20 protein-coding genes and 3 tRNA genes are annotated in these 19,047 nt (G+C 50.5%); all 23 read left to right on the top strand.

Translation table 11 applies throughout. The features are described 5' to 3' along the window. Nucleotide 1: 1 nt before the first annotated feature. The 23 genes from DWZ45_RS09605 to DWZ45_RS09500 all read left to right on the top strand — a co-directional run bounded on the left by DWZ45_RS09605 (nucleotide 2) and on the right by DWZ45_RS09500 (nucleotide 18,971). On the top strand, nucleotides 2-508 hold the full coding sequence (locus tag DWZ45_RS09605) for a small multi-drug export protein (protein ID WP_022358562.1): 507 nt from the start codon (nucleotides 2-4) through the stop codon (nucleotides 506-508). A gap of 211 nt (nucleotides 509-719) precedes the next feature. Continuing rightward, nucleotides 720-3,392, top strand: a complete 2,673-nt coding sequence (locus DWZ45_RS09600; RefSeq protein ID WP_118468793.1) for a heavy metal translocating P-type ATPase — start codon at nucleotides 720-722, stop codon at nucleotides 3,390-3,392. 73 nt (nucleotides 3,393-3,465) lie between these two features. After that, nucleotides 3,466-3,801 carry a metal-sensing transcriptional repressor gene (locus tag DWZ45_RS09595; protein WP_022358560.1) on the top strand — a complete coding sequence of 112 codons (336 nt, stop codon included), beginning with the start codon at nucleotides 3,466-3,468 and terminating at the stop codon, nucleotides 3,799-3,801. Between the two features lie 130 nt (nucleotides 3,802-3,931). Continuing rightward, nucleotides 3,932-4,005, top strand: a tRNA-Pro gene (locus tag DWZ45_RS09590). An 18-nt stretch (nucleotides 4,006-4,023) separates the two neighbouring features. Further along, nucleotides 4,024-4,095: transfer RNA gene (locus tag DWZ45_RS09585), tRNA-Glu, on the top strand. A 45-nt stretch (nucleotides 4,096-4,140) separates the two neighbouring features. Continuing rightward, a tRNA-Thr gene (locus DWZ45_RS09580) sits at nucleotides 4,141-4,213 on the top strand. 237 nt (nucleotides 4,214-4,450) lie between these two features. After that, nucleotides 4,451-5,794, top strand: coding sequence for a Mur ligase family protein (locus DWZ45_RS09575; RefSeq protein ID WP_118468791.1), 1,344 nt, complete (start codon nucleotides 4,451-4,453; stop codon nucleotides 5,792-5,794). A 54-nt stretch (nucleotides 5,795-5,848) separates the two neighbouring features. After that, nucleotides 5,849-6,004 carry a hypothetical protein gene (locus DWZ45_RS14515; RefSeq protein ID WP_022358683.1) on the top strand — a complete coding sequence of 52 codons (156 nt, stop codon included), beginning with the start codon at nucleotides 5,849-5,851 and terminating at the stop codon, nucleotides 6,002-6,004. 6 nt (nucleotides 6,005-6,010) lie between these two features. Then, the gene (locus tag DWZ45_RS09570; RefSeq protein WP_227589635.1) at nucleotides 6,011-7,432 is read left to right on the top strand and encodes a tetratricopeptide repeat protein; all 1,422 of its coding nucleotides are present in this window, start codon (nucleotides 6,011-6,013) and stop codon (nucleotides 7,430-7,432) included. A gap of 246 nt (nucleotides 7,433-7,678) precedes the next feature. Next, nucleotides 7,679-8,026 (top strand): anti-sigma factor antagonist, encoded by a 348-nt coding sequence (locus DWZ45_RS09565; protein WP_118468789.1) that lies wholly within the window; start codon nucleotides 7,679-7,681, stop codon nucleotides 8,024-8,026. 142 nt (nucleotides 8,027-8,168) lie between these two features. Continuing rightward, nucleotides 8,169-8,627, top strand: coding sequence for an anti-sigma F factor (gene spoIIAB, locus DWZ45_RS09560; RefSeq protein ID WP_118637498.1), 459 nt, complete (start codon nucleotides 8,169-8,171; stop codon nucleotides 8,625-8,627). Continuing rightward, nucleotides 8,620-9,342, top strand: coding sequence for a SigB/SigF/SigG family RNA polymerase sigma factor (locus tag DWZ45_RS09555; RefSeq protein ID WP_118468787.1), 723 nt, complete (start codon nucleotides 8,620-8,622; stop codon nucleotides 9,340-9,342). The genes spoIIAB and DWZ45_RS09555 overlap by 8 nt, the downstream gene beginning before the upstream one ends. 121 nt (nucleotides 9,343-9,463) lie before the next feature. Then, the gene (locus DWZ45_RS09550; protein WP_107000057.1) at nucleotides 9,464-9,676 is read left to right on the top strand and encodes a hypothetical protein; all 213 of its coding nucleotides are present in this window, start codon (nucleotides 9,464-9,466) and stop codon (nucleotides 9,674-9,676) included. Beyond that, nucleotides 9,673-10,308, top strand: coding sequence for a stage V sporulation protein AA (locus DWZ45_RS09545; RefSeq protein WP_118468785.1), 636 nt, complete (start codon nucleotides 9,673-9,675; stop codon nucleotides 10,306-10,308). The genes DWZ45_RS09550 and DWZ45_RS09545 overlap by 4 nt, the downstream gene beginning before the upstream one ends. After that, nucleotides 10,298-10,861, top strand: a complete 564-nt coding sequence (locus DWZ45_RS09540; protein WP_118468783.1) for a stage V sporulation protein AB — start codon at nucleotides 10,298-10,300, stop codon at nucleotides 10,859-10,861. The genes DWZ45_RS09545 and DWZ45_RS09540 overlap by 11 nt, the downstream gene beginning before the upstream one ends. 15 nt (nucleotides 10,862-10,876) lie before the next feature. Further along, nucleotides 10,877-11,326 (top strand): SpoVA/SpoVAEb family sporulation membrane protein, encoded by a 450-nt coding sequence (locus DWZ45_RS09535; RefSeq protein WP_107000055.1) that lies wholly within the window; start codon nucleotides 10,877-10,879, stop codon nucleotides 11,324-11,326. Nucleotides 11,327-11,623: 297 nt separating this feature from the next. After that, complete coding sequence (sufC, locus tag DWZ45_RS09530; protein WP_107000429.1) at nucleotides 11,624-12,394, top strand: Fe-S cluster assembly ATPase SufC; 771 nt, start codon at nucleotides 11,624-11,626, stop codon at nucleotides 12,392-12,394. A gap of 99 nt (nucleotides 12,395-12,493) precedes the next feature. Then, nucleotides 12,494-13,900 (top strand): Fe-S cluster assembly protein SufB, encoded by a 1,407-nt coding sequence (gene sufB, locus DWZ45_RS09525; RefSeq protein ID WP_118468781.1) that lies wholly within the window; start codon nucleotides 12,494-12,496, stop codon nucleotides 13,898-13,900. 91 nt (nucleotides 13,901-13,991) lie between these two features. Then, a complete protein-coding gene (locus tag DWZ45_RS09520; protein WP_118468779.1) occupies nucleotides 13,992-15,134 on the top strand; it encodes a SufD family Fe-S cluster assembly protein in 1,143 nt (380 codons plus the stop codon). 79 nt (nucleotides 15,135-15,213) lie between these two features. Further along, a complete protein-coding gene (locus DWZ45_RS09515; protein WP_107000052.1) occupies nucleotides 15,214-16,425 on the top strand; it encodes a SufS family cysteine desulfurase in 1,212 nt (403 codons plus the stop codon). After that, nucleotides 16,415-16,849 carry a Fe-S cluster assembly sulfur transfer protein SufU gene (gene sufU, locus DWZ45_RS09510; protein ID WP_118468777.1) on the top strand — a complete coding sequence of 145 codons (435 nt, stop codon included), beginning with the start codon at nucleotides 16,415-16,417 and terminating at the stop codon, nucleotides 16,847-16,849. Before DWZ45_RS09515 ends, sufU begins: the two co-directional genes overlap by 11 nt. A 347-nt stretch (nucleotides 16,850-17,196) precedes the next feature. Next, nucleotides 17,197-18,420 (top strand): type II secretion system F family protein, encoded by a 1,224-nt coding sequence (locus DWZ45_RS09505; RefSeq protein WP_118468775.1) that lies wholly within the window; start codon nucleotides 17,197-17,199, stop codon nucleotides 18,418-18,420. A gap of 104 nt (nucleotides 18,421-18,524) precedes the next feature. Continuing rightward, nucleotides 18,525-18,971: a prepilin-type N-terminal cleavage/methylation domain-containing protein gene (locus DWZ45_RS09500; RefSeq protein WP_118468773.1), complete on the top strand. Its 447-nt coding sequence runs from the start codon at nucleotides 18,525-18,527 to the stop codon at nucleotides 18,969-18,971. Nucleotides 18,972-19,047 lie beyond the last annotated feature (76 nt).

Genomic DNA, 19,047 nt, shown 5'->3' with positions numbered 1-19,047 from the left:
TATGGATTCACTGGTACAATGGTTTACAGCTAATTTATCCGGAGTCATATCGAAGGAGGCAATTATCTTCATTATCTCGATGATTCCGATTCTGGAACTTCGAGGCGGGCTTCTGGCTGCGTCACCGGCACTCTTAAACGTGCCGATCCTGCGGGCGATCCCGATCTGTATCGTGGGAAATATCCTGCCGATCCCGTTTATCCTGCTTCTGATCCGCCATGTGCTGGAGTGGATGAAGAAGGTTCCGTGTTTCCGTGGTATTGCGCTGTGGCTGGAACGCAAAGCGATGAGCAAAAAAGGGCAGATCGAGAAATATGAGTTCTGGGGGCTGATGCTCTTTGTCGGCATCCCGCTTCCGGGAACCGGCGCATGGACAGGCGCGCTGGTGGCATCCCTGCTCCACATGAAATTTGGCAAGGCATTTGGCGCGATTTTAGTCGGTATCGCGCTGGCGACGGTGATTATGTCGATTCTGTCCTACGGCGTGCTGGGCGTGCTGTTTGGATGATGCGCAGATAAAAATGGAATAATGTCTATGCCCGCAAAAGGGCGGCATGGATGCGAATGTATAAAAGACTCTGTAAGGGGAAATTCTCCGGACAGAGTCTTTTTGCGTCCATTATTATTTTGTTGAGAAAAAGAGATCATAAATGAAATTGGGGTTGACATATACCCTATGGGGGTATATTATAAAGGCAGTTAAGAGATAGGAGGAGACCATGAAGCAATATACAGTAACCGGCATGAGCTGCGCGGCATGCAGCAGCCGGGTTGAAAAGGCAGTATCGAAAGTGCCGGGTGTCACGGCATGCTCGGTCAGCCTGCTGACAAATTCGATGGGCGTCGAGGGCGATGTGCCCCCGGAGACCGTGATTCATGCGGTGGAAGATGCCGGATATGGCGCATCCCTGAAAGGACAGGGCACTGCAGCGCAGGCGCAGAGCGCGTCGGAGGCAGAGGACGCCTTAAAAGATCGGGAGACGCCGGTCTTAAAACACCGTCTGATCGCATCGCTGGGATTCTTAGCAGTCCTTATGTATATGTCGATGGGACATATGATGTGGGGCTGGCCGCTGCCGCACTTTATGGATGGCAACCATGTGGCGATGGGACTTTTGCAGCTCCTTTTGGCCGGAATTATCATGGTGATTAACCAGAAATTCTTTATCAGCGGTTTCAAGGGACTTTTACACCGCGCCCCGAACATGGACACGTTGGTAGCACTTGGTTCCGGCGCGTCGTTTATCTACAGCACATATGCGTTGTTTGCGATGACGGACGCACAGTTAAAGGGCAACGACACGGCAGTCATGTCCTACATGCATGAATTTTACTTTGAGTCGGCGGCAATGATTCTGGCGCTGATCACAGTCGGAAAAATGCTGGAGGCGCGTTCCAAGGGAAAAACGACGGATGCCTTAAAGGGACTGATGAAACTGGCACCGAAGACAGCTGTTATCATCCGGGATGGAGTGGAAACAAAGGTTCCGATTGAAGAGGTAAAGAAGGGTAATGTATTTGTTGTACGCCCAGGTGAAAATATCCCGGTGGACGGTGTGGTCCTGGAAGGAACAAGCGCGGTCAACGAGGCAGCACTGACCGGCGAGAGTATTCCGGTGGATAAGGCACAGGGTGACCCGGTTTCGGCGGCAACGGTCAACCAGTCTGGTTATCTGCGCTGTGAGGCGACCAGAGTCGGTGAAGATACCTCCCTGTCGCAGATCATCCGCATGGTCAGCGACGCGGCGGCGACGAAAGCGCCGATCGCCAAGATTGCAGACCGGGTTTCCGGCGTGTTTGTCCCGGCGGTTATCACGATCGCAGTGGTGACAACGATTATCTGGCTGCTGGCAGGACAGACGTTTGGATTCGCACTGGCGCGAGGTATTTCCGTACTGGTTATCAGCTGCCCGTGTGCACTGGGACTGGCTACGCCGGTTGCGATTATGGTCGGCAACGGCATGGGCGCGAAAAACGGAATCTTGTTCAAGACAGCTGTTTCGCTGGAAGAAACCGGAAAAATGGACATTGTAGCGCTTGATAAGACGGGTACGATCACCAGCGGCGAGCCGCGTGTGACCGACGTCATCCCGTCTGGAGGTGTGACTGAGAAGGAGCTGGTAAGCCTGGCGCTTTCCCTGGAAAAGAAGAGTGAGCACCCATTGGCGAAAGCGGTTCTTCTTTATGCAAAAGAACAGCAGATTGACGCGCCGGAGGCGGCTGATTTCCAGGCGCTGCCGGGTAATGGACTTTCTGGTACGTTAGACGGCGCTTCACTGGCAGGCGGAAGCTTTTCCTATATCAGCGGACATACGACGGTGTCCGCACAGGAACAGGCATCCTTTGAGCGCCTGGCATCGGAAGGCAAGACACCGCTGTGCTTTATGAAAAATGGTCGTCTGGCTGGTATGATTGCCGTGGCAGATGTCATCAAGGAAGACAGCCCGCAGGCGGTCAGGGAACTGCAGAACATGGGAATCCGTGTGGTCATGCTGACCGGAGATAATGAGCGGACCGCCCGTGCGATTGGGGCACAGGCTGGTGTGGATGAAGTCATTGCCGGAGTACTTCCGGATGGGAAAGAGAGTGTCATCCGCAGCCTGAAAGAACAGGGCAAGGTGGCAATGGTCGGTGATGGTATCAATGATGCCCCGGCGCTCACGCGTGCCGATATAGGTATCGCGATCGGAGCCGGTACAGATATCGCGATTGATGCCGCGGATGTGGTGCTGATGAAGAGCCGTTTGAGTGATGTTCCGGCGGCAATCCGTCTAAGCCGTGCGACGCTTCGAAATATTCACGAAAACCTGTTCTGGGCATTCTTTTACAATGTTGTGGGTATTCCACTTGCAGCCGGTTTGTGGTATCCTATCTTTGGATGGAAATTAAATCCGATGTTCGGCGCTGCAGCGATGAGCTTATCCAGCTTCTGCGTAGTGACGAACGCGCTGCGGCTGAATCTGTTTAAGATGCACGATGCATCGAAGGATCATCCGATGCGGAAGAGGGCTGAGAAGGCTGCTAATAAAGGTGGAGAAAAGGCAGAAAATGCAGGTGCAGTTAGGATGGGGGCAGAAGACACCCGGTCAATTGGGCAAACAGCAAATGAAAATGAAACTGTTTCAAAAGAAATGCAAAAAAGTGAGAATCAAAAAAATAATATAAATATGGAGGGAATAACGATGATAAAGACAATGAATATCGAAGGAATGATGTGTGGACACTGTGAGGCACGCGTAAAGAAGGCGTTGGAGGCACTGGCAGGCGTGGAGAGCGCAGAGGTCAGCCATGAGAAAGGAACCGCGGTCGTAAGCATGAGTGCGGATGTGGCGGACGATACATTGAAAGAGGCGGTTGAGGCACAGGATTATAAGGTGAACTCGATTCAGTAGGATGAAAAAAGCTGCGAAATGGTGGAATTAATATGCCATTTCGCAGCATTTTGATAAAAGATAGGAGAAAAGCATGGGCTGTTGTAAATGTGAATCACAAGCGCAGGTCTGTCAGGGAGGAGAGACGGAACGCCACAAACACAGAAATCTGACCGAAGAAAAAGATCTGCTGAAACGTTTAAACCGGATCGAGGGACAGGTGCGCGGTGTGAAGGCGATGGTGGAAGACGAGCGATACTGCGTCGATATATTAAACCAGGTATCAGCGGTTCAGGCGGCGCTGAACAGTTTTTCCAAAGTCCTGCTGTCCAACCATATCAAAACCTGTGTGGTTGATGATATAGAGGCGGGAAATGGGGAAGAAGCGGTTGAGGAGCTGTGCAAGACGATTCAGAAGCTGATGAAGTAAATATAAATTTATCGAATTGAGCAAACACAAGCAACTATAGCGAAATATTAAACATAATAAATATTTTTAAAAATTCTTCAAAAAAAGTGTTGACATTCTCCTGGATTTATATTATACTACGTCATGTAATCGAGGCGTGGCTCAGTTTGGTAGAGCGCTGCGTTCGGGACGCAGAGGTCGCGTGTTCGAATCACGTCGCCTCGATTCTATTATAAAACATACGGCCTGTTGGTCAAGCGGTCAAGACGACGCCCTCTCACGGCGTAAACCCGGGTTCGATTCCCGGACAGGTCATCGAAAGTTGCTTTGGGTTTTCCAGAGCATTTTTCAAATTAAAATGCTTCCTTGGCTCAGTTGGTAGAGCGACGCATTCGTAATGCGTAGGTCGCCGGTTCAAGTCCGGCAGGGAGCTGATGAGTGGAACCCCTCTTGATTATCAAGAGGGGTTTCTTGCATAATAGGAAATACCTTGGAATTCTCCATTGCCTGTGAACAGTTACTATTACACAAGAAGGTACAGTCTTTATTCCATATAACCACTTGCACGATCTCCGCAAATGATATAAAATAATAACATACAAAAGACAAGGCGGCAGACGGCAGAGTTCGTACTGCCGCTTCCGTTTGCCAGGAAAGGATATTTCATGCCATGAGACAAGAAGAATGGACGGTAGAAGCGGCAGATGCATATCTGAATGAGATACCGAAATTTACCAGTGAAAAACATACGGCGGAGGGGCTTCGCAGGATGCTTTCATACCTGAATGCATTGCCGCAGGAGGAAAGAATCGTACATGTGGCCGGAACAAATGGGAAAGGGTCGGTCTGCTCGTTTCTCGATGCGGTTTTGCAGAAAGCCGGGAAGCGGACGGCGCGGTTTACGTCTCCTCATCTGGTGCGCGTGACGGAGCGGTTTTCTTTTGATGGACAGGAAGCAGATGATGCACTGTTCCTGGAGGCGTTTGAGGCGGTTAAGGCATCATATGCTCATTTTGAGCAGGAAGGACTGGGGCATCCGACGTATTTTGAATATCTGTTTTTGATGTTCATGTGGATGGTGCGCCGGAAAAAGCCGGAGTATGTGATTCTGGAAACGGGGCTTGGCGGACGGCTGGATGCAACGAACTGCATCGAGCATCCAGCGCTTACGGTTATCACTTCAATCAGCCTTGACCATATGGAATACCTGGGCGGCACGGTGACACAGATCGCGGGCGAAAAGGCGGGAATCCTGAAAAAAAATATGCCGGTGGTGTACGATGATACGGATGCGGCGGCTTCGGCTGTTATCAGAAATCGGGCGGCGGAACTTTCCTGTCCGGCATATCCGATCAGCCCGGCAGTGTATACGGATCTTCGGCGGGAACATGGCGGGATGATTCTGAGGATAAAAGAGAAAAGCCAGCGTCTGTTTATTCCCTTCGAAGCGGAATATCAGGCGGTCAACGCCTGCATCGCTTACCAGGCGGTGCGGCTTCTTGCAGTGGACGGGGAGACAGCGGCAGCGGGCATCCGGAATGCGGTATGGCACGGACGCATGGAGGAGATCCAGGACGGAGTTTATCTGGATGGCGCTCACAATGAGGGCGGAATCCGTGCGTTTGCGGGCGCGGCGGCAGAGGTGGCAGCGCGCAGAAGAGAAGAGTCCGGGAAAGATGGTCGGATTTTTCTGCTGTTTGCAGCCGTTTCAGATAAAAATTATGAATCGATGCTGGAAACACTGATGCGGAAACTGAAGCCGGATCGATTGGTGCTGACTCATTTATATACATCGCGGGCACTTTCGATGGAGGCGATGGAAAAAGCAGCACACCGGGTGGCAGATGGCTGTGAGGTTCAAAGTATACCAGATGTAAAAACAGCTTATCAGACACTGGTTCAGGAAAAACGTCCGGAGGATACCTGCTTCTGTGTGGGTTCTTTGTATTTAATCGGAGAGCTGGAGAAAAAGATTTCCCGAACTGGATTTGACAGCACCGCCAGAATGGTGTAAGATTAGCGGGAATGTATATCCATGTAATAAAGGAAGAAACTCTGGAGGAAAAACATGAGTGGCGAAGGAATGACAATCAATTTCGAGGAAGAAATCGAACATTTTAAACCGAGTCTGGAGGTCGAGGAGGTCGGCGAGGCGATCGTGAAGAGCGACCTGACAGATATGTCGGATATTATGATGGAACTTTTAAAACATATGAAGGAATAGGCGGACATGATGGATCGAACAAGAAAAATTCGCCTGATTTCCAACAGCTTTTACAATGCCGGGCTGGAACGGGCAAAGAGACGGGATTTAACAGGGGCGGTCGAGTATCTGAAAAAATGCCTGAACCTGAACAAGTATCATATTGATGCCAGAAATCTTCTCGGACTTATCTATTATGAGATGGGTGAGGTGTCGGAGGCGCTGGTGCAGTGGGTTATCAGCATGAACTTTAGGGAGCAGGATAACCGGGCTGATTATTATTTAGACCAGATTCAGCGTAAGCAGGATCGTCTGGATCAGGCGAGCGCGACGATTCAGAAATATAATCAGGCGCTTCTGCAGGCGCAGACTGGAAGCGACGATCTGGCGACCTTACAGCTTACAAGAGTTGTAGAAGCTAATCCGAGATTTGTAAAAGCACATCTTCTGTTGGCTCTTTTGCATATTAGTCATGAGGATTATACGAAAGCGGGCAAATCCCTGTATAAGGTACTCAAGATTGATAAAAACAATCCCAAGGCGAACTGGTATATGGAGATTGTTAAAGAACATACCGGCAAGGCGGATATCGAGCGGAGAAAGCTGAAAAACGCATTTTCCCACCGCCAGATGCAGGATGATGATGTCATTATGCCGCCGACGTACAAGGAGAATACGGGACTGCAGTCGGTACTCAATATCGGCGCGGGACTGCTTTTGGGCGCGGCAGTTATCTTTTTCCTGGTGATGCCAGCCAAGATTAAGCAGGCAAATAATGCACATACGCAGGAAATGCTCCAGTACAACGAGCAGCTCAATCAGAAAAATGAAGAGATTGACAGTTTAAATGAGAGCATTGAGACCTCGAAAAAGGACAAAGAAGAGGCGGAGAACAAGCTGGATACGATGCTCAACAGCAATGACAGCGTTCTGAACCAGTATGCGAAGCTCGTCAAAATGCTGCAGGCATACCGCAACAATAACCTGGCAGAGGCGGTTACCTATTATGAGGGCTTTGATCCGTCGTTATTTACGGACGAGACGGTCGTTTCCATTGCCAACGGGGTAAAGCAGGACATCGAGACAAACGGCTACCAGACGCTGGAGGATCTGGCATACACGATGTGGTCGGCAGGCCGTATGGCGGAAGCACTGGCAGATTACCAGACCTGTCTGGCGATCCGTCCGGCAAACCCGAAGGTTATCTTCAACATGGGTATGATTTACCGGGCACAGGGTGAGACAGACAAGGCGGTCGAAATGTTTACGCAGATTGTGACCCAGTATGCGGATTCCGAGCAGGCGGACAAGGCAAGACAGCAGCTCGCCGAGCTTGCGCCGGATAACCAGCAGGCTGCAGTTCCAGGTCAGTCCATCATCAGTCAGGGAGAGACTGCGGCGGATGAAACGGCAGCAGGCAGCGGAGCGGAGACGCAGGCGGCGCAGTAAGTACAAATATAATACGACAGATAATTAAGAAGAAAAGCACTGTAAAGATAAAAACTTTACGGTGCTTTTTGCTTTCCTAGGAAATCATGTCCTATGAAACAAAAAACGCTCCGTGAGGATGCGCACTCGCGCGAAGCAGAAACATGCTGCAAGCGACCGCGCGAGACGCCCGAATGTGCCAAGGCACATTCTTTTAGGCCTATAGGAAAAGGCTGCATAAAAAATCGAAAAAGGGGGAATCCTGATATGGAACGAAACACGTTTACATACGAAGCGATCGATTCGGCGCTGGTGATTCATCTGCCGAAGGAGGTAGATCATCATAACTGCCTGACACTCAAATATGAAACAGACCTGCTTCTGGCGGAAAATTATATTAACCGGATTATTTTTGATTTTTCGGGGACGGAATTTATGGATAGCTCCGGGATCGGTGTGATTCTCAACCGGTATAAGCAGATGGAGGGCAGCAGCGGCACGGTGGCGGTGTACGGGGCAGGCGAGCGGATGCGCCGGATTTTGCGGATCGGCGGCGTGTATCGTCTGGTGCAGTCGTACCGGACGAGAGAGGAGGCACTGGATGGGAGACATTAAAGGAGAGATGAATATGTATGCGGATGATATATCTGTATCAGAAACGGAAGTGAAAGAAAAACTTAAAAAAACAAAAAATTCAGAAGAATACAGAAAATTTAAACAGAATGAACAGAGACAAGCAGAGAAGAATGGCACGTGGATGCACCTGGAGATAGACAGCCATTCATCGAACGAGGAGTTTGCCCGTGTCACAGCGGCAGTCTTCATGAGTCGGATGAATCCGACGATGGAGGAGCTGGAGGATGTGAAAACGGCGGTCTCGGAGGCGGTGACAAATGCGGTGATTCATGGGTATAGCGATGAAATCGGAATTATTTACATAGAAGCGCGGATTGAGGGAGAAGAACTGATAATTTCGGTCCGGGATGAGGGAAAAGGAATCCTGGATGTGGAAAAGGCGATGGAGCCGATGTATACGACAGACACGACCGGCGAGCGCTCAGGGATGGGCTTTTCGTTTATGGAAGCGTTTATGGATGAGGTCGAGGTGGAGTCCAAGGTGGGCTGCGGAACGTGTGTGACGATGAAAAAGCGAATTGGAAGGGAATATATGAATAAAGAACAGGAAGAAAAAGAAACGGCGGAGTTCTATGGATAAAACCATCGAGCAGATCAAACGGGCACACCAGGGCGATAAAACGGCGCGGGAGGCGCTGGTAAAAGACAATCTGGGGCTTGTATGGAGCATCGTCCGCCGCTTTGCGGGGCGGGGGTGTGAGACGGAGGACTTATTTCAGATCGGAAGTATCGGGCTGTTGAAGGCGATTGATAAGTTTGACCTATCATATGAGGTGCGTTTTTCGACGTATGCGGTGCCGATGATTGCGGGGGAGATCAAACGTTTTCTCCGGGATGACGGGATCATCAAGGTCAGCCGTTCCATCAAAGAGCAAAACCAGCGGCTCCGGGCAGCGCGGGAAGCGCTCTGCACGGCGCTTGGGCGGGAGCCGACGCTGGAAGAGCTGGCGGCGCAGATTGGAGTGAGCTGTGAGGAAGCTGCCGCATCGATGGCGGCGGACAGTCCGGTTGAATCGCTCTCTGCACCAGCCAGCGCCGGGGAAGAAACTGGTCTTCTGCTTCAGGACCGGATTGCTGGGGAGACAGCGGAGAATGAGGTCCTGCTTGACCGGATGCTTTTGGGAGATTTGCTGAAAATGCTCAATGGACGGCAGCGGGAGATCATTGTGCGGCACTATTTTTATGATCAGACACAGACTCAGATCGCGGCGCAGCTCGGCATTTCACAAGTACAGGTGTCGCGGATCGAGCGGAAAATATTAGGGCAGATGCGCGCAAAGCTGGAAGAAACATGAGAAAAAAAGACAGGCTCATAATTCAGAATATATGAATGTGCATACTCCATTGAAAGACAGCCATACTACTGGATGCAGGAACTTTTAGAGTTTCCAGAATACACAGGAAGGATGGAAAAAAATGACGGGAAATGTGAAAGTGACAATGAAAAAAAAGATGGGAATCTGTGTCTGGGTCGGATGCATGATTCTGATTGTAGCAGCGCTCTGTCTCTGTCTGATGGCAGTGGGGCGGGACAGCGTCTACATTGACGGAACCTTCGTACAGCATTCCGGGGACAGCGCGGAGGCATTTTTGAGACCGGAGGCACAGACGGAGAAGGCAGCATTATGACACAGACGGTCTATCTGAAACTCAGCCAGATCACGCAGGTACATGAGAAAAATGTACCGCTTGCAAGCCTGGGAGAAGTTTATTGCAGTGAAAAAAGCGTGGAAAGCCGCTGCCGTGCGATGATCGTGAAGAGGATCCGCGGCGGCGGGAAACAGCGCGAAAGCCGTCTGGTTGGAAACGTCATGGAGATTATCCAGCAGATTGAACGGGAAATTCCGGGGACATCGGTGCAGAATCTGGGGGAGACGGATTATGTCATTCATTATCAGCCGCCGCACCGTCAGGCGCTTGTCTGGCAGTGGTGCAAGACGCTGTTCGTCTGCCTGATTTGCTTTTTCGGGGCGGCATTTGCGATCATGACATTCAACAACGATGCAAACGTGCTGGATGTATTCAAGAAAATATATGAGATCACGACGGGGCAGGCGTCGGACGGAACAACGGCGCTGGAGATCGGTTATTCGATCGGGCTTCCGGTGGGGATTTTGCTGTTTTTTAATCATTTTACTTCGTGGAAATTCAGTCTCGATCCGACGCCGCTGGAGGTAGAAATGCGCCTGTATGAGGAAAATGTCAATAAAACGCTGATTCAGAACGAGGAGCGGAAGGAGGATGACATCGATGTTTCTTAAAGAAGCGCTGCTTTTGCTGGCGGGGCTGGCGGCGGGAAGCACGGTGGCAGCGGGAGTCTACGCCTTTCTGGTGGTCATCGGCGTTTATCCGCGCCTGATTGGAAAGACGGCGACGGCGTCGAAGGGGAAAATCTTCTTGTATGAGACGATTATCGCGCTGGGAGGATTGTTTGGAAATGTGGTGGATTTATTTACAGAGAAGGTGAAACAGCTGACCGGGAGTTTTCTGAGAATAGCGTGGCCAGCGGCAATGACGGAGGCAGAGTTGTGGCAGAAGGCAGCAGAAGGCGGTGGCAGAACGGGAGCTGGTGCTGGATTTCTGGTGATGCTTGGAAATGTCTCCGGACAGCTGCTTCTAGCGGCTGCGGGACTTTCCTGTGGTATTTTTGTGGGCTGCCTCGTCATGTCGCTGGCAGAGACATTGAAAGCCCTGCCGGTGCTGAGCCGCCGCCTGCGTCTGGCAGTGGGGCTGCCATATCTGATTCTCGCGATTGCAGCGGGGAAATGTGCGGGTTCGCTGTATTATTTCTTACATGGAATTGGAAGACAGTAGAAGAGAGGAGAAACCATGGAAGCCAGAAAAGATCAATATGAAGCATATGTCAAATCAGTTACGCCCGTCCACAGTACATGGAAAAATGTGTTGATGGCGGGTATTTCCGGCGGGCTGATCTGCCTGGCGGCGCAGATCAGCACAAATTGTCTGGTTCAGACAGGCATGGAGGAGAAAACGGCGGCGCTCTGGACGATGCTGGGACTGATTCTGCTCAGCGTTATCCTGACAGGGGCAAATGTATTCCAGAGGCTGGCTCGTGTTTTTGGAGCTGGTGTGCTGGTTCCGATCACCGGATTCGCCAATTCAGTTGCATCCCCGGCGCTGGAATACAAGGCGGAAGGACAGGTGTTTGGTGTCGGATGCAAAATATTTACAATCGCGGGTCCGGTGATCCTGTATGGGATTCTGAGTTCGTGGGGATTAGGGGTTGTGTATTGGGGGTGGATGATGCTGACTCAATAATAAACGAGAAAAAGTCTCAATAATATAATAAGAATCTTTCTTGTTTTGTGAAAAATGAGGGTTTACAATCCGGAAATAAATACCTATAATAGCCATAGGGTAATCTGGCCGTCTGAACAGTCAGATTTCTTATAGAAAAAAGGAACCAGAGAGATGGAGGTTTGTTAAGAAGGACAACCGCTTTCGTGACGAGGCGGCTGTCACAGATCAGACAGAACGAGCGTGACTGGGCACGTATGCGTGAACAGTAGCGACCGAGCATGAATGTCTCAGCCGGTCCCGGAAATGGAGTGCTTTATGGCAGAAAAGGTGTTAGAAGTAAATCAGATAAAAGCAAATATAGAAGAAAAAGAGATCCTGCACGGCGTTGATTTGAGCGTCGGCGCAGGAGAGGTACATGTCCTGATGGGACCGAACGGCGCGGGCAAATCGACGCTCGGAAACGTCCTGATGGGAAACCCGCGATATCAGATCACGGGCGGTCAGATCTTATTTAAGGGTGAGGATATCACACATGAGTCCACGGACAAGCGTTCCAAAGCCGGTATGTTCCTGTCCTTCCAGGAGCCGCTGGAGGTACCGGGACTTTCGCTGGAAAGCTTCCTGCGGAGCGCGATGCGCCAGCAGACTGGCAAGAACTTAAAGATCTGGGAATTTCATAAACAGCTCAAAAAGGCGATGGACATTCTCCAGATGGATGAATCGTATGCACAGAGAAGCTTAAACGTGGGCTTTTCCGGTGGTGAGAAGAAAAAATCTGAGATTTTACAGCTGATGCTCTTAAATCCGAGCCTGGCAATCCTCGATGAGACAGACTCTGGTCTGGATGTTGATGCAGTCCGTCTGGTTTCTAAGGGTGTGGAAGAGTACCAGAAGAACCAGAACGGCGCGCTTCTTATTATCACGCACAGCACCCGGATTCTCGATGCACTGCATGTTGACTATACGCACATCATGGTAGATGGAAAGATCGTGGCAACCGGTGACGGCTCCCTGGTTGATAAGATTAACCAGGAAGGCTACGAATCCTTTATCCGTGAGGCGGGTGTGGCAGACGCCCGGAACTAATCGTTACTGTTCGCAGGCAGGCATTTTTGAAATCGAAGGTGCCGCAGGATAACGCGACAGTAATAACGAATCAGCACGGGTAATATGGAGGCATCGAACATGAAAGAAAAAACGTATGTAGATGACATAGATCGCAGCATCTACGATATAAAAGACAAAGAAAATGACGCATATAAAGTAAAAGCGGGTCTGACCCCGGAGATCGTTGAGAAGATTTCTAAGGAGAAAAATGACCCGGCATGGATGCAGCAGTTCCGTCTGCAGTCCTTACAGATTTACAATTCCCTGCAGGTCCCGAACTGGGGACCGGATATTGAGGATCTGGACATGGATAATATCGTAACCTATGTCCGCCCGAAATCCAAGATGAGCGCCAAATGGTCGGAGGTTCCGAAGGACATCAAAGATACCTTTGAGCGTCTGGGAATCCCGCAGGCGGAGCAGAAATCACTGGCAGGTGTGGGCGCCCAATATGACTCGGAGTTAGTATATCATAACGTGCGCGCGGAGGTAGCGGCGCAGGGCGTTGTCTACACCGATCTGGAGAGCGCAATGCACGGCGAATATGCGGAAATGATCCGGACGCATTTTATGCATCTGGTCAAACCGCAGGAACATAAATTTGCAGCGCTGCACGGGGCGGTCTGGTCCGGCGGATCTTTTGTGTACGTGCCAAAGGGCGTGTCGGTTACGATCCCGCTTCAGTCCTATTTTCGACTCAATGCACCGGGAGCCGGACAGTTTGAACATACTCTGATCATCGTTGATGAGGGGGCATATCTGCATTTCATCGAGGGCTGTTCTGCGCCGAAATATAACGTAGCAAACCTGCATGCGGGCTGTGTTGAGCTGTACGTCGGCAAAAATGCGAAACTCCGCTATTCGACGATCGAGAACTGGTCGAAAAATATGTACAATTTGAACACCAAACGCGCGATTGTGGAAGAGGGCGGCACGATCGAGTGGGTATCGGGTTCCTTTGGTTCCCATGTATCGTATCTGTACCCGATGAGTATTTTAAAGGGCGATGATTCAAGAATGGAATTTACCGGCATTACTTTTGCCGGAGAGGGTCAGAACCTCGATACCGGTGCGAAGGTAGTCCACACGGGTAAACGGACTTCTTCCTATATTAATACGAAATCTATTTCCAAGGACGGCGGTATCAGTACGTTCCGAAGCAGCGTGCAGATTGGAAAACAGGCATCCGGTTCTAAGGCATCGGTTTCCTGCCAGTCTCTGATGCTGGATGATATTTCACGTTCCGATACGGTCCCGGCGATGGATATCCGGACCCGCGACGCGAACGTTGGCCATGAGGCAAAGATCGGACGGATCAGCGACGAGGCTGTTTTCTATCTGATGTCACGCGGCATCAGCGAGGAGGACGCGCGCGCAATGATCGTCAGCGGATTTGCGGATGATGTATCGAAGGAGCTGCCGCTTGAGTACGCGGTTGAGATGAACAACCTGATTCAGCTTGAGATGAAAGGCAGTATCGGATAATAGATGGTTACTGTTTGCAGCGGGGATTTTGAAATGACAGATTCTGCTGCGGGGCATGCAAGTGCATGAATGGTAACGACAGGAGGAAACAATGGGACAGAAAGAAATGACAGTAAACATTCTTCCGACCCGAACCTGGAACCGGCTGGGAATGAACGAAAGCCAGATACAGATTGAGTGGCCGGAGGAAAGTGTTTTGATAAAACCGGAGCGCCTGGCAGCAGGTGTGACCTGGGAAAAAGAAATCTCCGGAAAAGAGTGGGACGAGATCCAGACCGGCATGGGACGCGAGTACGATGCGATGGCGGCGGAATGCGGAACGGCTGGCGCAAATAGAACGGACACTGTAAATGGAACGGCTGTTGCAGAAGAAAATGCCGGTGCGGGAAGTATCTACCGGCTGACAGCGGAAGCGGCAGCTGTTCTGCAGAGTGAAAATACAGAATGGACGGTTCTCTGCGTCGATTACAAAAACGGCAGTTATCAGAACCGCCTCTGCCTGGATGCAAAGGAAAACAGCCGCTTAAACGTGCTGATCGTATTCCGCTCCGGGGAGGACGCACAGGGAACATCCTCGTTCCAGGTAAAGGTCCATGCGGAAAAGAATGCAAAGGTACAGCTTCAGGAAGTGCAGCTTCTCGGCGCCGGATATACCTGCCTGAGTGATATCGGTGCGTCCTGCGGGGAAAATGCCACATTTGAGCTTTTGAAACTGGAGCTTGGCGCAGGTAAGGTTTACGCGGGCTGCCTGACCGAGCTGGAAGGAAAAAAGAGCGCATTTGACGCGAAGATCGGCTATTACACCAGTGTAAACCAGAAGCTGGATATGAACTATACAGTACGCCACCGCGGCAAAAAGACAGAGAGTATGATGGAAGTCTCTGGCGTTTTGCAGGACGGTTCCTCCAAGCTGTTCCGCGGAACGATCGATTTCGTGCCGGGATGCGCCGGGGCAAAGGGAACTGAGCGCGAGGATGTGCTGCTGCTCGGCGATGACATCGTAAACCAGACAATTCCGCTGATTCTGTGTGCGGAAGAAGATGTCGAAGGAAATCACGGTGCTTCGATGGGCGATCTGGACGATGCAACGCTGTTTTATCTGTGCTCCCGTGGACTGTCGAGAGAGGAAGCTGAGCGCATGGTAGCGCGGGCGAGAATCGACGCGCTGAATGAGCTGGTAGCAGACGAGGCAGTACAGAAGCAGGTTCAGGAGTTCATGAACCAGAAGCGATAATAAAATGAAAAAACTGTAAGTTGGCTGCGGTTTGTTTTTGCAGCAAGTATACAAACAAATATATAAGAAGGAACAGAACATGACAGATTACAAGAAAGATTTTCCCCTGCTTGCGGGGTCGGATATCGCATATCTGGACAATGCGGCGACGGCACAGCGCCCGGAGGCGGTATTAAAGGCAGTGGAAGATTTCTATACAAAGAAAAATGCCAATCCGCTCCGCGGGCTCTATGAGCTGGGAATCGAGGCGACGGAGGCATATGAAGCGGCAAGAGAGCGCGTGCGGGAATTTATCAATGCTGGAAAGACGAGCGAGGTCGTGTTTACACGCAACAGCACCGAGAGCCTGAATTTGATCGCGTACAGCTATGGTTTAACCAGTCTGAAAGCAGGCGATGAGATCTTAATCAGCATTGATAACCACCACAGCAATATCCTGCCGTGGCAGATGGTATCCAGACAGACAGGCGCGAAGCTCGTTTATCTGGAATGTCAGCCGGATGGTTCCTACCGGGATGAGGATATGGAAGCCCTGGTGACAGAAAAGACAAAGATCGCAGCGATGCCGCAGATTTCCAATGTCCTTGGCCGCAGAAATCCGGTAGAGAAGCTGACGAAACTGGTGCATGAAAAAGGCGGTGTCATCGTCATCGATGCGGCACAGAGCGCCCCGCATATTCCGGTGGATGTGCAGGCACTGGATGCAGATTTCCTTGTATTTTCCGGTCACAAGCTGATGGCACCGATGGGAATCGGCGTCCTGTACGGAAAAGAGACCCTTCTGGATGCGATGCCGCCGTTCCTGACGGGCGGCGAGATGATCGATTCGGTCAGCCGGGAATCCGCAGTCTTTGCCGAACTGCCGCACAAATTCGAAGCCGGTACCGTCAATGGCGGCGGTGCGGTCGGCTTACAGGCAGCGATCGATTATCTGATGAACGTCGGATTTGACGAGGTGCGGAAGCGTGAGGAGCTGCTGACAACACGGGCAATGACGGCGATGCAGCAGATTCCGGGCGTTCATATCCAGGGAAGCGATAAGCCGGAAGAGCACAACGGAATTATCAGCTTTACCGTGGACGGCGTACATCCGCACGATATCGCGTCGATTCTGGATGCCGCAAATGTCAATGTGCGCGCAGGCCACCATTGCGCCCAGCCGCTTTTAAAACATCTGGGTGTATTTGCAACAGCGCGTGCCAGCTTTGCGTTCTACAATACGGAGGAGGACATCGACCGTTTTGTCCAGAACCTGAAAGAAATCCGGAGGAAAATGGGATATGGAGAATAGAACCTTTTACAATGAAATACTGACGGATCACAATCTGCATCCGTTACATAAAGAAAAGCTGCCGGATGCCAATCTGGTATTAGAGGGCGTCAATCCGAGCTGTGGAGATGACATCATTCTTCAGTTGAAGGTCGAAGATGGACAGGTGGTAGACGGTGCTTTTGAGGGAAGCGGCTGCGCAATCTCCCAGGCGTCCGCTGATATCATGCTGGATCTGATCATCGGAAAATCCGAAGAGGAAGCACGCCATCTGGCGGATCTGTTCCTGCGGATGATCAAGGGCGAGGCAAGCGAGAACGAGATCGGAGAACTCGAGGAAGCCGGTGCCCTGGTCGATGTTTCCCATATGCCGGCGCGTGTCAAATGCGCGGTGCTGGGATGGCATACGATGGAAGAGATGCTGGATAAGAAGAACGAGAAATAAGAGAGAAGATAAAAAGAAACGGGAGCTATTCTTTTGGGAGTGTCAGGGCGGGACGTACCATTTCCGCCCTGATGATCTATATACCAGAAATAGTCTGGAAAAGAAAGAAAAGTCAGATGTGTTAGTGAAAAATATATACAAAAATAGATTGGCAAAAACAAAGCAAGTATAGAGAAAATAGCAAAAAATAAGCCAATCTAGATGCACACTTTTATATAAAATATCCAAAAGATTGACGGCATATTTACAAAAATAAACAAAGATGTTAAAATAATCATAAAAGGATGCAGATGGCGATGTACATACGGATGGCGTACAGCTGAATCCTGTGGCTGGAGGTATGAGAGATGCCAAATTTTTCATATAAAGCGCTGGGACGGGATGGAAAAGAAGTCCGGGGAGTGCTCCAGGCTGAGAGTGAAGCGGCAGCCGCTTCCAGAATCCGGGAAAACTATCCGATTCTTCTGAGCATCAGTCAGAAGAAAGAGAAGAAAAGACCTGATGACGGCAGTCTCCTGGAGATGGAGATCGGAAGCAGGCGGATCAAGACGAAGAAGCTGGCGATCCTGTGTTCACAGTTTGCGATCACTCTTCATTCGGGCATGACAGTGGCACGCGCGATGCGTATGCTGGCAGATCAGAATGAGGACAAGCGGATCCGGAAGATCATGGGGGCTGCGGCAGAGGAAGTAGCTGCCGGAAGTACCGTTGCGTCGGCGCTGGAAAAGTATAGCGACCGTTTTCCGCTCACGTTTATCGAGACGATCCGGGCAGGCGAGCAGTCCGGTACGCTGGAACGATCCTTTGACCGGCTTCAGAAGTTTTATGAGAAATCCTACAAGACGACGGAGAAGATCAAGGGAGCGATGACGTATCCTTTGTTTGTCGTTGCGGTTGCGGTGGTTGTCCTGATTATCGTCATGGCGAAGGTTATCCCGACACTGGCAGATGTATTTACTGATCTGGGCGGTACGCTGCCGCTGATGACGCGGATGCTGATCGCGACTTCTCATTTCTTCGCGAAGTGGTGGCTGCTGATGCTGGCGGTGCTGGCGTTTTTGAAGATTGGTTCGCAGGTTTACGGCAATACGCCGCAGGGGCGGATTCAGAAAGCAAAGATCGCGTTATCCCTTCCACTTGTGGGCGTGATCAACCAGATGAACGGCGCAGCACAGTTTGCTAATACGATGTCGGTGCTTCTGGTAGCGGGTATCACGATCAACCAGGCGGTTGACACGACGGCGAAGGTCATGGACAATGCACTTCTGAGCGAGGATGTCCGCTCCATGCGGGCAGGGATCGAACAGGGACGTAGCCTGGTGGAATGTCTGCAGGGAAAGAAATATTTCCCGCCGACGATGGTCGATATGTATTCCGTCGGAGAAGAAACCGGTGAACTCGAGGAGACACTGGACAATGTCGCCGATTATTACACCAACGAGGCGGATTACCGAATCCAGCGGCTTCTGGCGCTTCTGGAACCGACGATGCTGGTTGTGCTTGCGATTTTTGCGGGTATCATTGTAGTGTCGATTTATCTGCCTATCTTTACAATGTATGATCTGATGTAAGAATTGACTGCACACATGTGAAATGTGATACGGCAGAGGCTGGATGGCGCAGAGAAAATTCTCTGTTCATTAATAAAATACTATACAATAAGGAGATTGATTTTATGAAGGTCTTAATCAAGAAAGTTCGTGAGAACAAAAAAGGTTTCACACTGGCAGAGCTGCTGGTGGTTGTTGCGATCGTGGGCATCCTGGTTGCAATTTCGATTCCGGTATTTACGGCACAGCTGAGCAAGGCTAGAAAAGCTACAAATCAGGCAAATCTGAGAGCTGCGAAGGCGGCAGCGGTTGCGGAGTATTTAACTGATGATAAGGATACTTTTGCAAAAGCTACATATGATTATGATATTAGTACAGGTGTAGCAACAAAGCTTGGTGAGAATGCCACAAAAGCAGCAAGTTATGAAGTGGAGAATATGGACGCTGCGGTATCCTCAAAAAATAAATATGAGAAAATCAGTGTTGAAATTGAACCAACAAGTGGCACAAATAGTGATGACACCTTGAGCGGAGCAACAGTTAAATTATTTGCTGATAAGGAAAAAGGTTGATGAAGAATAAAACCACATACGTGGCAAAATGGATGGGGTTTTCCCATCCATTTTTGCTAAAAATATAAAAAGGTGT

The sequence above is a fragment of the Clostridium sp. AF32-7AC genome (assembly GCF_003477925.1).
GTDB classification, from domain to species: domain Bacteria; phylum Bacillota; class Clostridia; order Lachnospirales; family Lachnospiraceae; genus Otoolea; species Otoolea fessa.
This window is presented reverse-complemented; position numbering and strand designations above follow the sequence as displayed.

Excerpts from the sequence above, each read along its gene's own strand:
- DWZ45_RS09605 (WP_022358562.1), top strand. The coding sequence starts at position 2 with ATGGATTCACTGGTACAATGGTTTACAGCTAATTTATCCGGAGTCATA.
- DWZ45_RS09600 (WP_118468793.1), top strand. The coding sequence starts at position 720 with ATGAAGCAATATACAGTAACCGGCATGAGCTGCGCGGCATGCAGCAGC.
- DWZ45_RS09595 (WP_022358560.1), top strand. The coding sequence starts at position 3,466 with ATGGGCTGTTGTAAATGTGAATCACAAGCGCAGGTCTGTCAGGGAGGA.
- DWZ45_RS09575 (WP_118468791.1), top strand. The coding sequence starts at position 4,451 with ATGAGACAAGAAGAATGGACGGTAGAAGCGGCAGATGCATATCTGAAT.
- DWZ45_RS14515 (WP_022358683.1), top strand. The coding sequence starts at position 5,849 with ATGAGTGGCGAAGGAATGACAATCAATTTCGAGGAAGAAATCGAACAT.
- DWZ45_RS09570 (WP_227589635.1), top strand. The coding sequence starts at position 6,011 with ATGATGGATCGAACAAGAAAAATTCGCCTGATTTCCAACAGCTTTTAC.
- DWZ45_RS09565 (WP_118468789.1), top strand. The coding sequence starts at position 7,679 with ATGGAACGAAACACGTTTACATACGAAGCGATCGATTCGGCGCTGGTG.
- spoIIAB (WP_118637498.1), top strand. The coding sequence starts at position 8,169 with ATGCACCTGGAGATAGACAGCCATTCATCGAACGAGGAGTTTGCCCGT.
- DWZ45_RS09555 (WP_118468787.1), top strand. The coding sequence starts at position 8,620 with ATGGATAAAACCATCGAGCAGATCAAACGGGCACACCAGGGCGATAAA.
- DWZ45_RS09550 (WP_107000057.1), top strand. The coding sequence starts at position 9,464 with ATGACGGGAAATGTGAAAGTGACAATGAAAAAAAAGATGGGAATCTGT.
- DWZ45_RS09545 (WP_118468785.1), top strand. The coding sequence starts at position 9,673 with ATGACACAGACGGTCTATCTGAAACTCAGCCAGATCACGCAGGTACAT.
- DWZ45_RS09540 (WP_118468783.1), top strand. The coding sequence starts at position 10,298 with ATGTTTCTTAAAGAAGCGCTGCTTTTGCTGGCGGGGCTGGCGGCGGGA.
- DWZ45_RS09535 (WP_107000055.1), top strand. The coding sequence starts at position 10,877 with ATGGAAGCCAGAAAAGATCAATATGAAGCATATGTCAAATCAGTTACG.
- sufC (WP_107000429.1), top strand. The coding sequence starts at position 11,624 with ATGGCAGAAAAGGTGTTAGAAGTAAATCAGATAAAAGCAAATATAGAA.
- sufB (WP_118468781.1), top strand. The coding sequence starts at position 12,494 with ATGAAAGAAAAAACGTATGTAGATGACATAGATCGCAGCATCTACGAT.
- DWZ45_RS09520 (WP_118468779.1), top strand. The coding sequence starts at position 13,992 with ATGGGACAGAAAGAAATGACAGTAAACATTCTTCCGACCCGAACCTGG.
- DWZ45_RS09515 (WP_107000052.1), top strand. The coding sequence starts at position 15,214 with ATGACAGATTACAAGAAAGATTTTCCCCTGCTTGCGGGGTCGGATATC.
- sufU (WP_118468777.1), top strand. The coding sequence starts at position 16,415 with ATGGAGAATAGAACCTTTTACAATGAAATACTGACGGATCACAATCTG.
- DWZ45_RS09505 (WP_118468775.1), top strand. The coding sequence starts at position 17,197 with ATGCCAAATTTTTCATATAAAGCGCTGGGACGGGATGGAAAAGAAGTC.
- DWZ45_RS09500 (WP_118468773.1), top strand. The coding sequence starts at position 18,525 with ATGAAGGTCTTAATCAAGAAAGTTCGTGAGAACAAAAAAGGTTTCACA.